Here is a 16339-nt window from a genome sequence, read left to right as displayed (position 1 = left end):
GGCTAAGTTATGAAGGTGCCATAAAGGCAAACCTCCAGAGGGGAACACTTACCGCGCGCAATGGGAGGAGGCGCAAGCGGTAAGCACCTGTCATATGGACCTGTTGCAACTATTCTTCAACCCCTAAAAGATGAAATTTTTGACCATTTCGGAAAATTCTGAAACTTTTCACAATGAAGTGAAATTTCCCCAACATCCTGTCCGCCGACGTGTTGTGATTTTTCGATCTGTCAGACAGATCAAAACTGATTATATTTCCGTAAGATAGCTATGAAAATCGCTGTTTACACGGCGACGTCTTTCATTAGCTATCCTATTAAATGCTACATAAATCTATGAAATCATTAGAATAATTCTAAAACATTACCGTGGAGCTCATGTTCATTTCTGTTGCAGGGCGACATGCAGAGTTATAAAAGAGTAGTGATTAACGGTAGCCTGACAAGTCGTGTCGGGGGCTTCATTGCACTCCTGGCTAAAGAGTTTGGCGTTTCGTAAAAATCGAATGCAGCAGGATAAGGATTCAGAACGATTCCCTTCAAGAGATGAAGTCGGGCAATGTTCTGCTCACTGTATGAGAGTGTTTCTCAGGCGGTTTCAAGTGTACTGGATTGTTTGTTAATGCTCGTGCCATTTCTCATTATGTTCCGTGAAGGCGTGGAAGCTGCGCTGATCGTTGGTATTATCGCGAGCTATCTCCATCAGACTGGGCGCGGCGCCTGGATGCCGGTTGTCTGGATTGGCGTTCTGCTGGCCTTAGCGATGTCATTGGCAGTTGGTGCAATTCTCCAGCTCGTAAGTGCAGAATTTCCGCAGAAGGCGCAGGAGCTTTTTGAGGCCATTATCGGGCTCATAGCAGTTTTCGTGCTGACTTCCATGGTGTTCTGGATGCGGAAGGCCGCCCGCTCCATAAAAGCGGAACTGCATCATTCGATTGATGCGGCTTTTGAAACACCAACGCATAAGGGTTTCGGCCTGATCCTGATGGTATTCTTTGCTGTAGCCCGTGAGGGGCTTGAGTCGGTCTTCTTCCTGCTCGCCGCATTTCAGCAGAGCGAAGGTGGCGCAGCACCGCTTGGCGCATTGCTCGGTGTTCTGCTTGCCGCTCTGGTTGGTTATGGCATCTATCGTGGTGGCCTGAAACTCAATCTGCGCCGCTTCTTCCGCTGGACGGGTGTTTTCATCCTGATTATCGCAGCCGGCATTCTCGCAAATTCTGTCATGGCGCTGCATGAAGCCGGTATCTGGAATCATTTCCAGACGGTCGTTTTCGATACAAGCGAAATTCTGCCGCTCGACAGCACGCTTGGCTCCGTTCTGGCTGGTATCTTCGGTTATATCGCAACGCCGACGGTTAGCGAAGTGGTTGCCTATCTCGGCTTCCTTGTGCCTGCGCTCATTATTTTCCTGATCCCATCTTTCGCACCTGCGCAGAGCGCAGCCGCGAAGCACACAGTTTAATCGAAGAGATTTTCCATGACTAAGCCGCAAAGCCCAAAACCTGCTGCACCATTCTCCCGCAACCTCGTGCGAGCGGTTCTGGTGCTGGCCATTCTGCTGGTGCTAGCGGCAGGGGCTGCTTTTTATTACGCATCCAAGGTGTCAGATAAATCACGTCACGCGGATGGTGACGATAAGGTCCAGGTTGTTATTAACGCCAAGAGCTGCGAGCCGAATGAGCTGACAGTGCCTGCTGGACGTACTGTTTTTGAAATCGTGAACAAGTCTGACCGCTCGGTCGAGTGGGAAATTCTCGACGGCGTGATGGTTCTCGAAGAGCGCGAAAACATTGCGCCGGGCTTTAAGCAAACACTTTCTGCCAAGCTTTCTCCGGGCGAGTATCAGATTACATGCGGCCTTCTTTCCAATCCGCGCGGAAAGTTGATTGTGACGCCATCGGCAAGCAGCGAAGCCGAAAAGGGTAAGATGCCGCTGACCGCTTTCCTTGGCGCATTGGCTGAATATCAGATTTATCTTGCAACAGAAGTGGCGGAATTCCAGAAGGCGGTCGGCGTCCTTTCGGATGCTATATCAAGTGGTAATCTGGAAGCTGCACAGGTCGCTTACGCGCCAGCACGCGAAGCCTATGCTCGTATTGCTCCGGTTTCAGAAGCACTTTCTGATCTTGATACGGCAATCAATGCGCGCGCTGATTTCTTTGAAAAACGCGAGCAGGATCCAGCATTTGGCGGTTTGCATCGCCTTGAATATGGTTTGTTTGAGCAGAAGTCGCTTGACGGACTTCAGCCTGTTGCAGCCAAGCTTGTGACGGACGCGGCTGGCCTGAAAGATCGTATTCGCGCGTTGCGCATCTCACCTGATCGCATGCTGGCGGGCACAGCATCGGCAATCAACCGCTTTGCATCCACCGCTGCTGACGCAGGCGATGATCGTTACGCACATACGGATTTACAGGTATTTGCAGGGCTTGTTGAGGGCTCGGCCAAGACAGCCGACGTATTGCGTCCGATCGTTGTCAAAGTCGATCCCAAGGCATTTGAAGGGATTGATGCTCAGGTGTCTGCCGTGAAGGCGATGCTAAGTGCGCAGAATGGCAAGGCATATGACACACTTTCTGCTGACGAGAAGGCGAAAATCAAGGATGGCGCAACTGCTCTTGCCGAACAGTTTTCAAAACTCCGCGATCAATTGGGAGTGGATTAATGACAAAGAAATTTTTCAAAAAAGATAATGGAAAAGACAATCCGATATCGCCAGAGCGCCGCGCACTTTTGCTTGGTGCTGGTGCGGCAAGTGTTGCAGGTGTGTTGGCATCTTCGGCAGCCAGTGCGCGCTCGTCGAACAACGCGCTATCGTCCGAAAGCGTGACCAATGCGCCTGAGAGCGACAAGCTGCATGAGGCGCAGCCATTTTATGGTATTCACCAGCCGGGTATTGTAACGCCTCGTCCGGCAACAGGACTTGTCGCAGCTTTTGATGTGTTGGCGCGTGACCGTGCCGATCTTGAGCGCATGTTCAAGCTCCTCACGGAGCGGACAGCCTTCCTTATGAAAGGTGGCGTGCCGCCTGAACTTGATCCTAAATTTCCGCCGTCGGATTCCGGCATTCTCGGGCCGCATGTGACGCCAGATAACCTGACAATAACGGTTGGCTTGGGCAATTCGCTGTTCGATGATCGGTTTGGCTTAAAGCCGCATAAGCCAAAGCAATTGCAGCGCATGACAGCGTTTCCCAATGATGCACTGCAGAAAGATCTCTGCCACGGTGATTTGGTCATTCAATTCTGTTCGAATACGGCAGATACCAATATTCACGCCTTGCGCGACATCGTGAAGAATATGCCAGACCTGCTGATGATCCGTTGGAAGCAGGAAGGCTCTGTGCCTGTGCAGCCGCCGCATTCGCCGAAAGCCAAAGAAAGCGCACGTAACTTCCTCGGCTTCCGCGATGGATCTGCCAATCCGGATGCAGCAGATAAAGCCTTGATGGATCGCATCGTGTGGATTCAGCCCGATAAGGATGAACCAGAATGGGCTGTGAATGGCAGTTACATGGCCGTGCGTATTATCCGCAATTTTGTTGAACGCTGGGATCGCACACCGCTGCAGGAACAGCAGACAATTTTTGGCCGTCACAAGGATAGCGGTGCGCCATTCGATGGTAAAACCGAAGCTGATGTGCCTGACTATTCCAAAGATCCGGAAGGCAAGATCACGCCAATGGATTCGCACATTCGGCTGGCCAATCCACGCGATGCCAATGCCGAGCAACATCTGATTTTGCGCCGTCCGTTTAACTATTCCAATGGTGTCACAAAAGCTGGACAGCTCGATATGGGACTGCTGTTCATCGCTTATCAGGCCGATCTGGAAAAGGGCTTTATCACTGTTCAGAAGCGCCTCGATGGCGAGCCTCTGGAAGAGTATATCAAGCCAATCGGCGGCGGTTATTTCTTCACGCTACCCGGCGTGAAAGATCAGAATGACTTTTATGCAAGTGCTCTTTTGCAGGCGAGTGGGCCGCAGAATGCGCGTGGGTGAAGGTCTTATCACCAAGGAGAGGTAACTATGAAATATCGTCTGCCACTGCTCGCGTCGGCTTGTGTCGTCGCTCTTTCTCTTAGCTTTGGCGTTGCAAAAGCTGAAGTTTCCCCACTCGATCTCGTTCAGCCAATTGCTGACTATAAGATCTATGTTCAGGACAACCTTGATGTTCTCGTGAAAGACACCAAGGCTTTCACCGACGCAATCAAGGCTGGTGATCTGGCGAAGGCGAAAGAGCTTTATCCTTCGACACGCGTTTCTTATGAAAGAATCGAGCCGATTGCTGAACTCTTTGCTGATCTTGACGCATCGATCGATAGCCGTGCAGACGATCACGAAGACGCGGAAAAGTCAGACGACTTTACCGGCTTCCATCGCCTCGAATATGGTCTGTTCGACCAGAATTCGACCGAAGGTCTCGATAAATATGCTGATAAGCTGTACGCAGATGTTGTCGAGCTTCAGAAGCGCATCAAAGACATGACCTTCCCGCCTGAAAAGGTTGTCGGCGGTGCAGCAGCGCTTATGGAAGAAGTGGCTGCAACCAAGATTTCCGGTGAAGAAGACCGTTACAGCCACACGGATATCTGGGATTTCCAGGCTAATGTTGATGGTTCACAGAAGATCGTCGAACTCTTCCGTCCGCTGATTGAAAAGGAAAATCCGGAGCTTCTGAAGAAGTCGGATGCCAATTTCAAAACCGTCAACGACATTCTTGTTAAGTACAAGAAGGGCGATGGCTATGAATTGTATGACAAGCTGACAGAAGAAGACCGTAAGGTTATGGCTGGCGCGATCAACACGCTGGCGGAAGACCTCTCGACACTGCGTGGCACGCTTGGCTTGAACTAAGTACTATAAATTTGATCGAAATGGCGGGCCTTGCCCGCCATTTTTATTTGTATGTACGATACTTATAAAGAGATATTGCCCACTGCAATATCAAACCATAGGCTGGGTTGTCTGGATTCATGAGGAGGATTGTAAGTCATGACCAAGCTGTCCCGCGCAACGCTTAAGAGCTTCAACAAACTTGATAAGCCTGGTTATGACCTGGAGGCGCTGACGCCCGGAATCGTGCATTTTGGCATCGGTAACTTCCATCGTGCGCATCAGGCTGTTTATCTTGATGACCTGTTTGGTCTGGGGCTTGATCACGACTGGGCTTTGGTCGGCGCAGGCGTACGTGCGAGCGATGACGCCATGCGCGACACGCTGAAAGCTCAGGATTGGCTGACAACAGTTGTCGAGCAGGAAGCTGATTATTCCATCGCGCGTATAACGGCATCGATGATCGATTACGTGACTATATCGACGGATGAGGGCCGGAAGGCCTTGCTAACCTATCTTACATCACCGGATATCCGCATCGTGTCGATGACGATTACTGAAGGCGGTTATTACATCAATCCGGCAAGCCAGCATTTTGATCCTGCGCATCCGGATATTGTCTATGACAGCGTTCATCCCGACAAGCCGAATACTGTCTTCGGCCTTATCGTGCAGGCGCTGAAACTACGCAAGCAAGCCGAAGTTGAGCCATTCACGATCATGTCCTGCGATAATATTCCCGGCAATGGCCATGTTACCGAAGATGCTGTCGTTGGTCTCGCGAAGCTTAGTGATCCGAAATTTGCTGATTGGATTGCCGCCAATGTTGCGTTTCCCAATTCAATGGTTGATCGCATCACACCGGCGACCGGTGCGCGCGAACGCGATATTGCGCTTAAGGAGTTTGAAGTTGAAGATGGCTGGCCGGTCTTCTGTGAGGGTTTCAAACAGTGGGTGGTCGAAGATAAATTCCCGACCGGGCGCCCACGGCTGCAAAAAGTCGGTGTGACCTTCTCCGATCAGGTCGACGCCTATGAACTAATGAAAATCCGTATCCTCAACGGCGGACATGCGGCCATTGCCTATCCGGGAGGACTTCTCGACATCCATTTTGTTCATGAAGCAATGGAACATCCCCTGATCCGTCAATATCTGGAAAAGCTCACCGAGGAAGAAATCATTCCAGAAGTACCACCCGTTCCAAATACGGTTCTGGAAGACTATCGCCTGCTTATCGACAAGCGTTTTGCCAATCCAAAGATCGGCGACACAATCCGCCGCCTGTGCCTTGACGGTGCCAACCGTCAGCCGAAGTTTATTCTGCCCACCGTTTCAGATCGCCTGGCCAAAGGGCGTTCGATCACCGGCCTCGCACTGGTGTCCGCTCTCTGGTGCCGCTACTGCTATGGAACAACGGATAGCGGTGCAGTTATAGAACCCAATGATCCGTCGTGGGATCGCCTGTTAAAACAGGCATTACTTGCCAAAGACGAACCGAAACGCTGGCTCGAAATGACCGATATCTTCGGAGCATTGGCCACCAATCAAGCCTATATCGAGGCGTTCTCGGCGGCACTTAAGCGCATATGGCAGGATGGAACGGCCAGAACACTTGAGCGCTATCTGGCAGATCAACCACTATAAAACCTACAGTGCGCCCGGATAGACTCTAACCGGGCGATTGTCTTTGACAGATTCCATCACCACAAAAGTTGATGTGCTTGCCACATTCGGAAGGCTCGAGATTTTTTCGCCCAGCACCTCGCGGTAACGCCGGATGTTGGGCGTTCGCACTTTCAGCAGATAGTCGAAAGAGCTTGCAATCATATGGCATTCTTCGACTTCACGTATCTTGCGTACCGCAACGTTAAAGGCGGTGAGGGCCGCTTCGCGCGTGTCCGATAATTTCACGGTCGTAAAAGCGATATGATCAAGGCCAAGCTTTTCGGGATCAATCGCCGCGCGAAAGCCGATAATATAGCCTTCATCGACCAATCGTTTGACGCGTGCCTGACACGGTGTCTTGGAAAGGCCGACCTTTTTTGACAACTCGGTCATGGCAATGCGACCATCATCGCTGAGCACTTCCAGAATGCGGCGATCGAACTGATCCAGATCGTCTACAGAGTCTATCTTTCGCATTCAAACTGCCTTTTGAAGTCGCTTTAATAAGATCGAATTGTCTTTATATGGATTAAATGAAGGCAGAATGCAATTTGTGCTGATGATAGTGTGCAACGATATAAAGCATAGTTGAACTGGGCCCGAGCCTGTTTTTGCGAGCACTGCACCATGACTGATAAACTATCTGCCAACGCTACTCCTGTATTCCAGAATTTTGCGCCGCCAATCCGCGCGCAGACACCGCTGCGTAAAGCAATCACCGATGCCTATCGTCGGCCAGAAGCTGAATGCGTGACCGCGCTGGTTCAGCAGGCAACCCTGCCTGAAGAAACAACCAGGCAGATCAGAGAGACTGCTCGCAAGCTGATTGAAGCCCTTCGTGCCAAGCACAAGGGAACCGGTGTTGAAGGTCTGGTGCATGAATATTCGCTGTCGAGCCAGGAAGGCGTGGCACTGATGTGCCTTGCCGAAGCTCTGCTACGCATTCCGGATATGGCAACGCGTGATGCGCTGATCCGCGACAAGATTTCCAATGGCGATTGGAAGTCGCATGTTGGGGGCGGTCGTTCGCTATTCGTTAATGCTGCAACCTGGGGTCTTGTTGTCACCGGCAAGCTCACCAACACCGTCAATGACAGCGGTCTTTCGGCAGCGCTTACGCGCCTGATCGCCCGTTGTGGTGAGCCGGTCATCCGCCGCGGCGTGGATATGGCCATGCGCATGATGGGTGAGCAGTTCGTTACCGGCGAAACTATCGATGAAGCACTGAAGCGCGCAAAGTCGCTTGAAGAGCGCGGATTCCGTTATTCCTACGACATGCTCGGTGAAGCAGCCACGACTGCTGCCGACGCAGAACGGTATTACAAGGATTACGAGACTGCGATCCATGCGATCGGTCGCGCTTCCGCTGGCCGCGGCATTTATGATGGTCCCGGCATTTCGATCAAGCTTTCGGCGCTGCATCCGCGTTATGTTCGCGCGCAGAGCGAACGCGTGATGGGCGAACTTCTGCCAAAGGTGAAGGCGCTCGCAGCCCTTTCCAAGAAGTACAATATTGGCCTCAACATTGATGCTGAAGAAGCAGACCGTCTTGAGCTTTCGCTCGATCTTCTGCAGAGCTTGATTGAAGATCCTGATCTGGCTGATTGGGAAGGCATCGGCTTCGTGGTGCAGGCCTATGGCAAGCGATGCCCGTTTGTACTTGATTTCATTATCGATCTTGCCCGCCGCAACAATCGTCGCGTCATGGTTCGTCTCGTCAAGGGCGCTTACTGGGATGCTGAAATTAAGCGCGCGCAGGTTGATGGCCTTGAAGATTTCCCGGTCTACACCCGCAAGGTTCATACTGACGTTTCCTACATTGCGTGCGCCCGCAAATTGCTTGCCGCCCGTGATGTGATCTTCCCGCAGTTTGCAACGCATAATGCGCAGACGCTTGCCACGATCTATCATCTGGCAGGCCCGGACTTCAAAACGGGCTCTTATGAATTCCAGTGCCTGCATGGCATGGGCGAGCCGCTTTATGATGAAGTTGTCGGTGCATCGAAGCTGGGTCGTCCAGCTCGTATTTATGCGCCGGTTGGTACGCATGAAACGCTGCTGGCCTATCTGGTCCGTCGTCTGCTCGAAAACGGTGCGAACTCTTCTTTCGTCAATCGCATTGGCGACAAGAGCGTGTCGGTTGATGAACTGATTGCCGATCCTGCGGAAGTCGTTCGATCGATGGCCGTTGTCGGTGCGCGTCATGACCAGATCAGCTTGCCTGAAGATTTATATGGCATTCGTAAAAACTCGGCAGGTTTCGACCTTTCCAATGAACAGCAGCTGGCAGAACTGAGCGAAACGCTCAAAGCCAATGCTACGCGCGCCTGGACTGCGGAACCGCAGGTTGCTGGTGCCAAGGTTAAGGGTGAAAGCCGCCCGGTTCTGAACCCCGGCGATCATTCCGATGTCGTGGGTACGGTTACGGAAATCGCCGCCGAAGATGTTGCAAGCGCGATGAACGCAGCTCAAAAGGCTGTAGCAAGCTGGTCAAAAATTTCGCCTGCTGATCGTGCAGCTTGCCTTGATCGCGCTGCCGATATCATGCAGCGTGAAATGGCAGAGCTTCTCGGTCTCATCATGCGTGAAGCTGGCAAGTCTATGCCAAACGCGATTGCAGAAGTGCGCGAAGCCATCGACTTCCTGCGTTATTATGCCGAACAGACCCGCCGCACGCTGGGCGTTGCGCACAAGCCGCTTGGTCCGATTGTGTGTATCAGCCCATGGAACTTCCCGCTGGCGATTTTCACCGGTCAGATTGCAGCAGCTCTTGTTGCAGGCAATCCGGTTCTGGCAAAGCCTGCGGAAGAAACCCCACTCATCGCAGCGCAGGGCGTTCGTATTCTGCATGAAGCTGGCATTCCTGCGGACGCATTGCAGCTTCTGCCGGGCGATGGCCGCATTGGTGCAGCCCTTGTTGCAGCACAGGAAACCTGTGGTGTAATGTTCACCGGCTCGACGGAAGTTGCACGTCTTATTCAGGCGCAGCTTGCGTCACGTCTGCTGCCAAATGGCAAGCCGATCCCGCTGATTGCTGAAACCGGCGGCCAGAACGCCATGATCGTGGATTCGTCCGCTCTTGCCGAACAGGTCGTGTTCGACGTGATCGGTTCGGCTTTTGACAGCGCCGGTCAGCGTTGTTCGGCTCTGCGCGTTCTTTGCCTGCAGGAAGATGTTGCTGATCGCATTCTGACCATGCTCAAGGGCGCGCTCAAGGAACTGTCGATTGGCCGCACCGACCAGCTGAAAGTCGATATTGGCGCTGTAATTACTGCTGAAGCCAAGGACATCATCGAGAAGCACGTTCAGACGATGCGCGATATGGGTCGTAAGGTGGAGCAGCTTCCGCTTGGGCCTGAAACAGGGAAGGGCACTTTCGTTGCGCCAACCATCGTCGAGATCGACAGTCTGCGCGATCTGAAGCGTGAAGTGTTTGGTCCGGTTCTGCATGTTGTACGCTACAAGCGTAACGACATGGACAGCCTCATCGATGACATCAACGCAACCGGCTATGGCCTGACTTTTGGTCTTCATACGCGCCTTGATGAAACGATTGCTCACGTTGCTGATCGTATTCGCGTTGGTAACATCTATATCAATCGCAACGTCATTGGTGCGATTGTTGGCGTCCAGCCTTTTGGTGGCCGTGGTCTGTCCGGCACGGGTCCGAAGGCTGGCGGTCCGCTCTATCTTGGTCGCCTCGTAGAAACAGCGCCGATCCCGCCACGCATGGCTTCTGTTCACACTGATGCCGCGCTCAACGATTTCGCAAAGTGGCTTGGCAATCGCGGCATGAACGAACTGGCGCAAGCCGCTCGTGAAACCGGCAGTACTTCTGCACTTGGTTTGAATATCGAGCTTCCGGGCCCGGTTGGCGAACGCAACCTCTATGCGCTTCATGCGCGGGGCCGCATTCTTCTTGTTCCACAAACTGAAACCGGTCTCTATCGTCAGCTGACAGCGGCACTGGCCACTGGCAACGAAGCGGTCATCGACGAGGCTTCAGGCTTGCGTAATGTTCTGAAGGACTTGCCTTCAAGCGTCGCTGCGCGTGTTGTCTGGACAAAGGACTGGCAGGCAGACGCGCCTTTCGCCGGTGCGCTTGTTGAAGGAGAGAGCGAACGCCTGATCGACATCAACAAGAAGCTGGCAGCTCTTCCGGGCCCGCTTGTGCTGACACAGGCAGCAACTTCGGCGCAGCTTGCAAAGAGCGCTGATTGCTATTGCCTGAGCTGGTTGCTTGAAGAGGTTTCGACCTCCATCAACACAACGGCTGCAGGCGGCAATGCCAGCCTGATGGCAATCGGGTGACACGTCTTCGAGCGTGTTTCGATCTTCTTCGATTAGTCAGAAAGGCGACCTTTGGGTCGCCTTTTTGGTTCGTGTTAGTCGCATTTCCATTAAAACAGAATTATTAGTCCGTTTATAGAATTTATAGAATGAAATTTATAAATTCACATTGACACACAAGCCTAAAAGGCAAAGACTATGCGAAGGCTTGTGAAAAGCCGCAGCGTGGAGGCGCTGAACATAGGGAGGAACAACAATGCGTTGGGCACTTACAATCGCGGCGTTTGCCGCCGGCGTTTCATCATTTGCAGTTTCGGCACAGGCTTCGGGCAATCTCAATCTTATATGTTCGGCAGACGTCGTAATCTGCGAGCAGATGAAGAACAATTTCGAGAAAGAAACCAACATAAAGGTGAATATGGTACGCCTGTCTTCTGGCGAAACCTATGCGAAGGTTCGAGCCGAAGCGCGCAATCCCAAGACCGATATTTGGTGGGCAGGTACGGGCGATCCCCATTTGCAAGCTGCTTCCGAAGGGCTGACGCTCGAGTATAAATCGCCAATGCTTGACCAATTACAGGATTGGGCCAAAAAGCAGGCAGAAAGCTCGGACTTCCGCACTGTCGGCGTTTATGCTGGCGCACTCGGATGGGGCTATAACACCGATCTTTTTAAGAAGAAGAATTTGAAAGAACCCGCCTGCTGGGCGGATTTGCTTGATCCGTCCTATAAGGGTGAAATCCAGATGGCCAACCCGAATTCGTCTGGTACAGCCTATACGGCGCTTGCCACACTCGTTCAGCTGATGGGCGAGGAGAAGGCATTTGAATATCTGGCAAAGCTGAATGCAAATGTGTCCCAATATACCAAGTCTGGTTCAGCCCCGGTGAAGTCGGCTGCGCGTGGTGAAAACGGCATTGGCATCGTTTTCATGCATGATGCAGTTGCAATGACGGCAGAAGGTTTTCCTATCAAGTCGATCGCGCCTTGCGAAGGCACTGGCTATGAGATCGGTTCCATGTCGATCATCAAAGGCGCTCGCAATCTAGATAATGCCAAGAAATGGTATGACTGGGCGTTGAGTGCTGAAGTGCAATCCAAGATGAAGGATGCAAAATCCTTCCAGATTCCATCCAACAAGAATGCTGAAGTTCCAAAAGAGTCGCCACGCTTCGAGGATATCAAGCTGATCGACTATGACTTTAAGACCTATGGCGAGCCAAACAAGCGCAAGGAAATCCTTGAGCGCTGGGACAAGGAAATTGGCGCAAAGGCCAATTAAAACGAGCCCTATCTCTGGTTGGCGGTCTATTTTCGTTATCCCCTCCCGCCTGATTGCGGCGGGAGAAGGATAAATATGTCGACTTTGCCCGCAATGCGCAAAATGAGCAGAAAAGCGGATAGCTATGAGACAACACAATCGACGGCTTGATGTGGTTCTGACGCTGGCTTTAGTCGCGTTTCTGATCCTGCCCTGGTATCGCATCGAGCAAGGTTTCTTCCGTTTCAGCTGGATTGAAGGGTTTTTCAGTCAGGCCGAAAACGGTCCCGGTATTCTGCAAATATTCGCTTATGGCCGCCCGTGGCTGGCTGTCGTCGCGGTACTGATGCTCATCTGCGGCTTCGCACGCTTTGCGATGACGCCGGAAAAACGAACATCCGTTCTAATCGGCGCTAGCCTTCTGGGAGCAGGATTCCTTGCGCTGCAAGGGCTGGCAATTGGTTTTACCGGCTGGAACTGGATGGTAAGCGAAACGCTCTTCGGTCAGCTTGCAGACGGCCAACCCGCTTTTGGTGCCGGTGCTGTTCTCACAGGTCTTTGCTTTCTGCTGATCTTCTCCTTCGGGCTTGCAGAACGCGGTGTGATGAAAGGTGACGCTTTTGTCGTTTCCTCGATCACGCTGCTGGTCGCTCTTGTGAGTGTTTTTGTATTCTACCCGATCTTCAGCATGTTCGCAGGATCTGTGCAGAATTTTGACGGCTCTTTCAATCCCGACGGCTTTATCGGCAATGTTCAGGATTCTTCAATCTGGAGCCTTGCCTGTGTGATCGGCGAGGGGCGTTGTGGTGTTGCGTGGCGCACGCTCTGGCTGGCGCTGATGACGGCAACCGGCTCGACAGTGCTTGGGCTTTCCTTCGCACTCGTTGCAACCCGCACAGGCTTTCCATTCAAGAAAGGCTTGCGCATTCTCACAGTGCTGCCGATCATCACACCACCATTCGTGATTGGTCTGGCGCTGACATTGCTGTTTGGCCGCGCTGGCGTTGTGACGGAACAGATTTCCAATCTGTTCGGCGTTGAACCGGGCCGCTGGCTTTATGGTCTAACAGGGATCTGGATCGCGCAGGTGCTATCCTTCACGCCGATCACTTTCCTCGTTCTGATCGGCGTGGTCGAAGGTGTTTCTCCTTCCATGGAAGAAGCATCGCAAACCCTGCGTGCCGACCGCTGGCGGACGTTTAACCGTGTTTCATTGCCGCTTATGGCGCCGGGGCTGGCCAATGCATTCCTGATTGCTTTCATCGAAAGCATGGCTGATTTCGGCAATCCGATGGTGCTTGGCGGTAGTCACGGTGTACTTTCGACGGAGATATTCTTTGCCGTTGTGGGTGCGCAAAACGATCCGTCACGCGCGGCTGTTCTGGCGATTGTGCTGCTCTGCTTCACGCTTTCAGCCTTCCTCATCCAGCGTCTTTGGCTGTCTGGCAAAAACTTTGCAACCGTCACCGGAAAGGGTGATTCCGGCATTCATGCTGGCCTGCCAAAAGGATTGAAGATCGGCGTCTATGCCCTTGTTATTCCTTGGATGATCTTCACTGTTGTTGTCTATCTGATGATCTTGATCGGCGGGTTCGTTCGTACATGGGGTCTCGATAATTCGCTAACACTCGATCATTATCGGCGCGCTTTCTCTGTGGGTTGGACAGATGGCGGTTTTTCATGGACAGGTGTTGCCTGGAACTCGTTCTGGACGACAATGGAAATATCACTGATCTCGGCACCGCTCACTGCTGCAGTCGGATTGCTTACTGCTTATCTGATCGTGCGGCAGCGCTTCTTCGGACGCAACGTGTTCGAATTTGCACTGATGCTGAGCTTTGCCATTCCGGGTACGGTCATTGGTGTCAGTTATATTATGGCCTTCAATCTGCCACCGCTTGAAATGACCGGCACGGCGCTGATCCTGATTGCCTGCTTTGTGTTCCGCAATATGCCGGTTGGCGTGCGCGGTGGTATCGCCGCCATGAGTCAGCTCGACAAAAGCCTTGATGAAGCATCGCTCACGCTGCGTGCTGGCAGTTTCCGCACGATCCGTAAGGTGATCCTGCCACTGCTGCGACCAGCGATTACTGCGTCTCTGGTCTATTCCTTCGTTCGCGCGATCACGTCGATCAGTGCCGTGATCTTCCTTGTATCGGCGGAATATAACATGGCGACCTCCTATATCGTCGGCCTCGTCGAAAATGGCGAATTCGGTGTGGCGATTGCCTATTCGTCGGCACTCATTCTGGTGATGGTGGTTGTGATTGTCACCTTCCAGCTTCTTGTCGGCGAGCGCCGGTTGCGACGTGAAAACCGCGTTGCCACGCTCTCGCCGATCAAAACCGTTCAACAGGAGAAAGCCGCATGACCACGATCCGTCCCGGCTCCGTTACCTTTCAAAACGTCACCAAGAAGTTCGGTAATTTCACCGCTCTGCCTGATTTGTCCCTGACAGTGGAACCCGGCACGCTTGTCACGCTGCTTGGTCCTTCGGGTTGCGGCAAAACCACGACCCTGCGCCTTCTTGCTGGGCTGGAACATCCGACATCTGGCCGGATTCTGATCGGCGGCAAGGATGTGACCATGCTGCCCGCCAATGAGCGCGATGTGTCCATGGTGTTTCAGTCCTACGCGCTGTTTCCGCATATGAGTTCGCTCGACAACGTCGCTTATGGGCTTGAATCTTCCGGATTAAAGAAGAAGGAAGCGCGTGAGCGGGCGGAAGAAGGGCTTAAGCTTGTTGGCCTTGCCGGTATGGGGCATCGCCTTCCGGCCGAGCTTTCAGGTGGGCAGCAACAGCGTGTGGCCGTGGCCCGCGCACTCGTGCTTGAACCACAGGTTCTGCTGCTTGATGAGCCGCTTTCCAATCTTGATGCGCGCCTGCGCCGCCGTGTGAGAACGGAAATCAGAGAACTTCAGCAAAGGCTTGGTTTTACTGCAGTTTATGTCACCCATGATCAGGACGAAGCTTTAGCTGTGTCTGATACAATTATTGTCATGAAAGACGGCGATATAGCGCAGCAAGGCAGTCCGCGTGATCTATATGAGTCTCCCGCATCCGCCTTCATTGCAGACTTCATGGGGGAGGCCAATGTAGTGCCCTGTGAAGTCGTCAGCGCAGAAAATGGAGAAGCTGTCATTCGTATCGGGAAGCTTAGTCATCGACTGGCATCATCACATGCAAGGCCGGGACCCGCACAGCTGGCGGTTCGCCCAAATGCGGTGAGTCTGCAAGCCCAGAGTGGCGGAGACTTTCCGGGACGCGTGGCCCACTCCGCTTATCTCGGTGATCATATCGAATATGAAATCGAGACTGAACACGGCAAGCTTTTCATTGTCGATCCTGCTGTGGAAGAAGCACTTCCGCCGCAAACAGATGTCGCTATCCATTTCAAGCCGCGTGGCCTTGCCATCATCAACAATTGAGCGCATGAACCATGCGCCTTTATTCCCTCTGACTGGAAACCAAGCATGACATCAGACATTTCAAAAGAGCTTGAAACACGGTTTAAGCTTGCGCAGGACATTGCGCGCGAGGCTGGTGCGCTGGCACTTGATTATTTTAATCGCCGCGAGACGCTGGTGATTGAAACCAAGCGCGATCCGCAGGATGTGGTGTCCATTGCTGACCGCAATGTCGAACAGCTGATCAATGAGCGCGTATCGGCAGCTTTCAGCGACGATGGCTTTCTGGGCGAAGAATATGGACTGAATGCAGGCACCTCAGGCTATACATGGGTGGTTGATCCCATCGATGGCACCAGCCCTTTTGTGAACGGAATGCCGAACTGGTGCGTTTCCATTGCCGTACTGAAAGATGGTGAGCCGGTTATCGGTGTTATTCAGGCACCTTGCTTTGATGAGCTTTATGCATCTGCCAAGGGGCAGGGTGCAACGCTGAATGGCAAAAAGCTTGCGCTTGATGAAACGCGCACAATTCGCAACGCGGTGACGGGCATTGGTGCCAATAATTACGTAACGCCGCAGGTGGTTGCGAAGATCGTTGAAGATTTGCTTGAAGCAGGCGGCACATTCATTCGCAATGGCTCTGGCGCGCTAATGATTGCCTATGTGGCAGCGGGGCGTCTGGTGGGCTATTACGAGCCATATATGCACGCTTGGGATTGCATGGCAGGTTTTTGTCTAGTCCGCGAAGCAGGCGGCTATACGCATCCATTTCCAACGGAAGGCGCGCAACTGACCAAGGGCAGCAAGGTTTTCGTTGCTGCACCCGGTGCGGTGGACGATTTGAAAAAAGTGGCAAAACTCTAAGAAAAAAGCCCCG

General features: G+C 52.7%; 11 protein-coding genes. 10 read left to right on the top strand and 1 reads right to left on the bottom strand.

The features are described 5' to 3' along the window. Positions 1–621 precede the first annotated feature (621 nt). The 5 genes from efeU (at position 622) to U2P60_RS05590 (ending at position 6479) form a co-directional block, all read left to right on the top strand. Positions 622–1461: an iron uptake transporter permease EfeU gene (gene efeU / locus U2P60_RS05610; RefSeq protein ID WP_413571721.1), complete on the top strand. Its 840-nt coding sequence runs from the start codon at positions 622–624 to the stop codon at positions 1459–1461. Between the two features lie 15 nt (positions 1462–1476). Beyond that, positions 1477–2664: an iron uptake system protein EfeO gene (efeO, locus tag U2P60_RS05605; protein ID WP_413571719.1), complete on the top strand. Its 1188-nt coding sequence runs from the start codon at positions 1477–1479 to the stop codon at positions 2662–2664. After that, complete coding sequence (efeB, locus tag U2P60_RS05600; RefSeq protein WP_413571717.1) at positions 2664–4001, top strand: iron uptake transporter deferrochelatase/peroxidase subunit; 1338 nt, start codon at positions 2664–2666, stop codon at positions 3999–4001. The genes efeO (U2P60_RS05605) and efeB overlap by 1 nt, the downstream gene beginning before the upstream one ends. A 27-nt stretch (positions 4002–4028) precedes the next feature. Further along, positions 4029–4856, top strand: coding sequence for an iron uptake system protein EfeO (efeO, locus tag U2P60_RS05595; RefSeq protein WP_313829650.1), 828 nt, complete (start codon positions 4029–4031; stop codon positions 4854–4856). A 138-nt stretch (positions 4857–4994) separates the two neighbouring features. Next, positions 4995–6479 carry a mannitol dehydrogenase family protein gene (locus U2P60_RS05590; RefSeq protein WP_413571716.1) on the top strand — a complete coding sequence of 495 codons (1485 nt, stop codon included), beginning with the start codon at positions 4995–4997 and terminating at the stop codon, positions 6477–6479. A 3-nt stretch (positions 6480–6482) separates the two neighbouring features. Here the strand turns inward: U2P60_RS05590 and U2P60_RS05585 are convergent, their stop codons facing one another. After that, positions 6483–6977, bottom strand: coding sequence for an Lrp/AsnC family transcriptional regulator (locus U2P60_RS05585; RefSeq protein WP_007879523.1), 495 nt, complete (start codon positions 6975–6977; stop codon positions 6483–6485). A gap of 150 nt (positions 6978–7127) precedes the next feature. Between U2P60_RS05585 and putA the strand changes: the two genes are divergently transcribed. From putA to U2P60_RS05560, 5 genes are all read left to right on the top strand, one after another. Next, positions 7128–10811: a trifunctional transcriptional regulator/proline dehydrogenase/L-glutamate gamma-semialdehyde dehydrogenase gene (putA, locus tag U2P60_RS05580; RefSeq protein ID WP_413571714.1), complete on the top strand. Its 3684-nt coding sequence runs from the start codon at positions 7128–7130 to the stop codon at positions 10809–10811. 235 nt (positions 10812–11046) lie between these two features. Continuing rightward, positions 11047–12072: an ABC transporter substrate-binding protein gene (locus tag U2P60_RS05575; RefSeq protein WP_313829646.1), complete on the top strand. Its 1026-nt coding sequence runs from the start codon at positions 11047–11049 to the stop codon at positions 12070–12072. Positions 12073–12196: 124 nt separating this feature from the next. Continuing rightward, positions 12197–14422 (top strand): ABC transporter permease, encoded by a 2226-nt coding sequence (locus U2P60_RS05570; RefSeq protein ID WP_413571711.1) that lies wholly within the window; start codon positions 12197–12199, stop codon positions 14420–14422. After that, entirely contained in the window at positions 14419–15480 is a 1062-nt protein-coding gene (locus tag U2P60_RS05565; protein ID WP_064321822.1) for an ABC transporter ATP-binding protein, read from the top strand. Before U2P60_RS05570 ends, U2P60_RS05565 begins: the two co-directional genes overlap by 4 nt. A 45-nt stretch (positions 15481–15525) precedes the next feature. Continuing rightward, on the top strand, positions 15526–16326 hold the full coding sequence (locus U2P60_RS05560; protein WP_413571710.1) for an inositol monophosphatase family protein: 801 nt from the start codon (positions 15526–15528) through the stop codon (positions 16324–16326). The last annotated feature ends 13 nt before the right edge of the window (positions 16327–16339 follow it).

The sequence above is a fragment of the Brucella sp. H1_1004 genome, from assembly GCF_047308065.1.
GTDB lineage: Bacteria > Pseudomonadota > Alphaproteobacteria > Rhizobiales > Rhizobiaceae > Brucella > Brucella pseudogrignonensis_B.
The sequence above is the reverse complement of the archived record's forward strand: the minus strand, read 5'-3'. Positions and strand labels throughout refer to the sequence as shown.

Coding starts and splice junctions, on each gene's coding strand:
- efeU (WP_413571721.1), top strand. CDS start 622: ATGCTCGTGCCATTTCTCATTATGTTCCGTGAAGGCGTGGAAGCTGCG.
- putA (WP_413571714.1), top strand. CDS start 7,128: ATGACTGATAAACTATCTGCCAACGCTACTCCTGTATTCCAGAATTTT.
- U2P60_RS05575 (WP_313829646.1), top strand. CDS start 11,047: ATGCGTTGGGCACTTACAATCGCGGCGTTTGCCGCCGGCGTTTCATCA.
- efeO (WP_413571719.1), top strand. CDS start 1,477: ATGACTAAGCCGCAAAGCCCAAAACCTGCTGCACCATTCTCCCGCAAC.
- U2P60_RS05560 (WP_413571710.1), top strand. CDS start 15,526: ATGACATCAGACATTTCAAAAGAGCTTGAAACACGGTTTAAGCTTGCG.
- U2P60_RS05570 (WP_413571711.1), top strand. CDS start 12,197: ATGAGACAACACAATCGACGGCTTGATGTGGTTCTGACGCTGGCTTTA.
- U2P60_RS05585 (WP_007879523.1), bottom strand. CDS start 6,977: ATGCGAAAGATAGACTCTGTAGACGATCTGGATCAGTTCGATCGCCGC.
- U2P60_RS05565 (WP_064321822.1), top strand. CDS start 14,419: ATGACCACGATCCGTCCCGGCTCCGTTACCTTTCAAAACGTCACCAAG.
- efeO (WP_313829650.1), top strand. CDS start 4,029: ATGAAATATCGTCTGCCACTGCTCGCGTCGGCTTGTGTCGTCGCTCTT.
- efeB (WP_413571717.1), top strand. CDS start 2,664: ATGACAAAGAAATTTTTCAAAAAAGATAATGGAAAAGACAATCCGATA.
- U2P60_RS05590 (WP_413571716.1), top strand. CDS start 4,995: ATGACCAAGCTGTCCCGCGCAACGCTTAAGAGCTTCAACAAACTTGAT.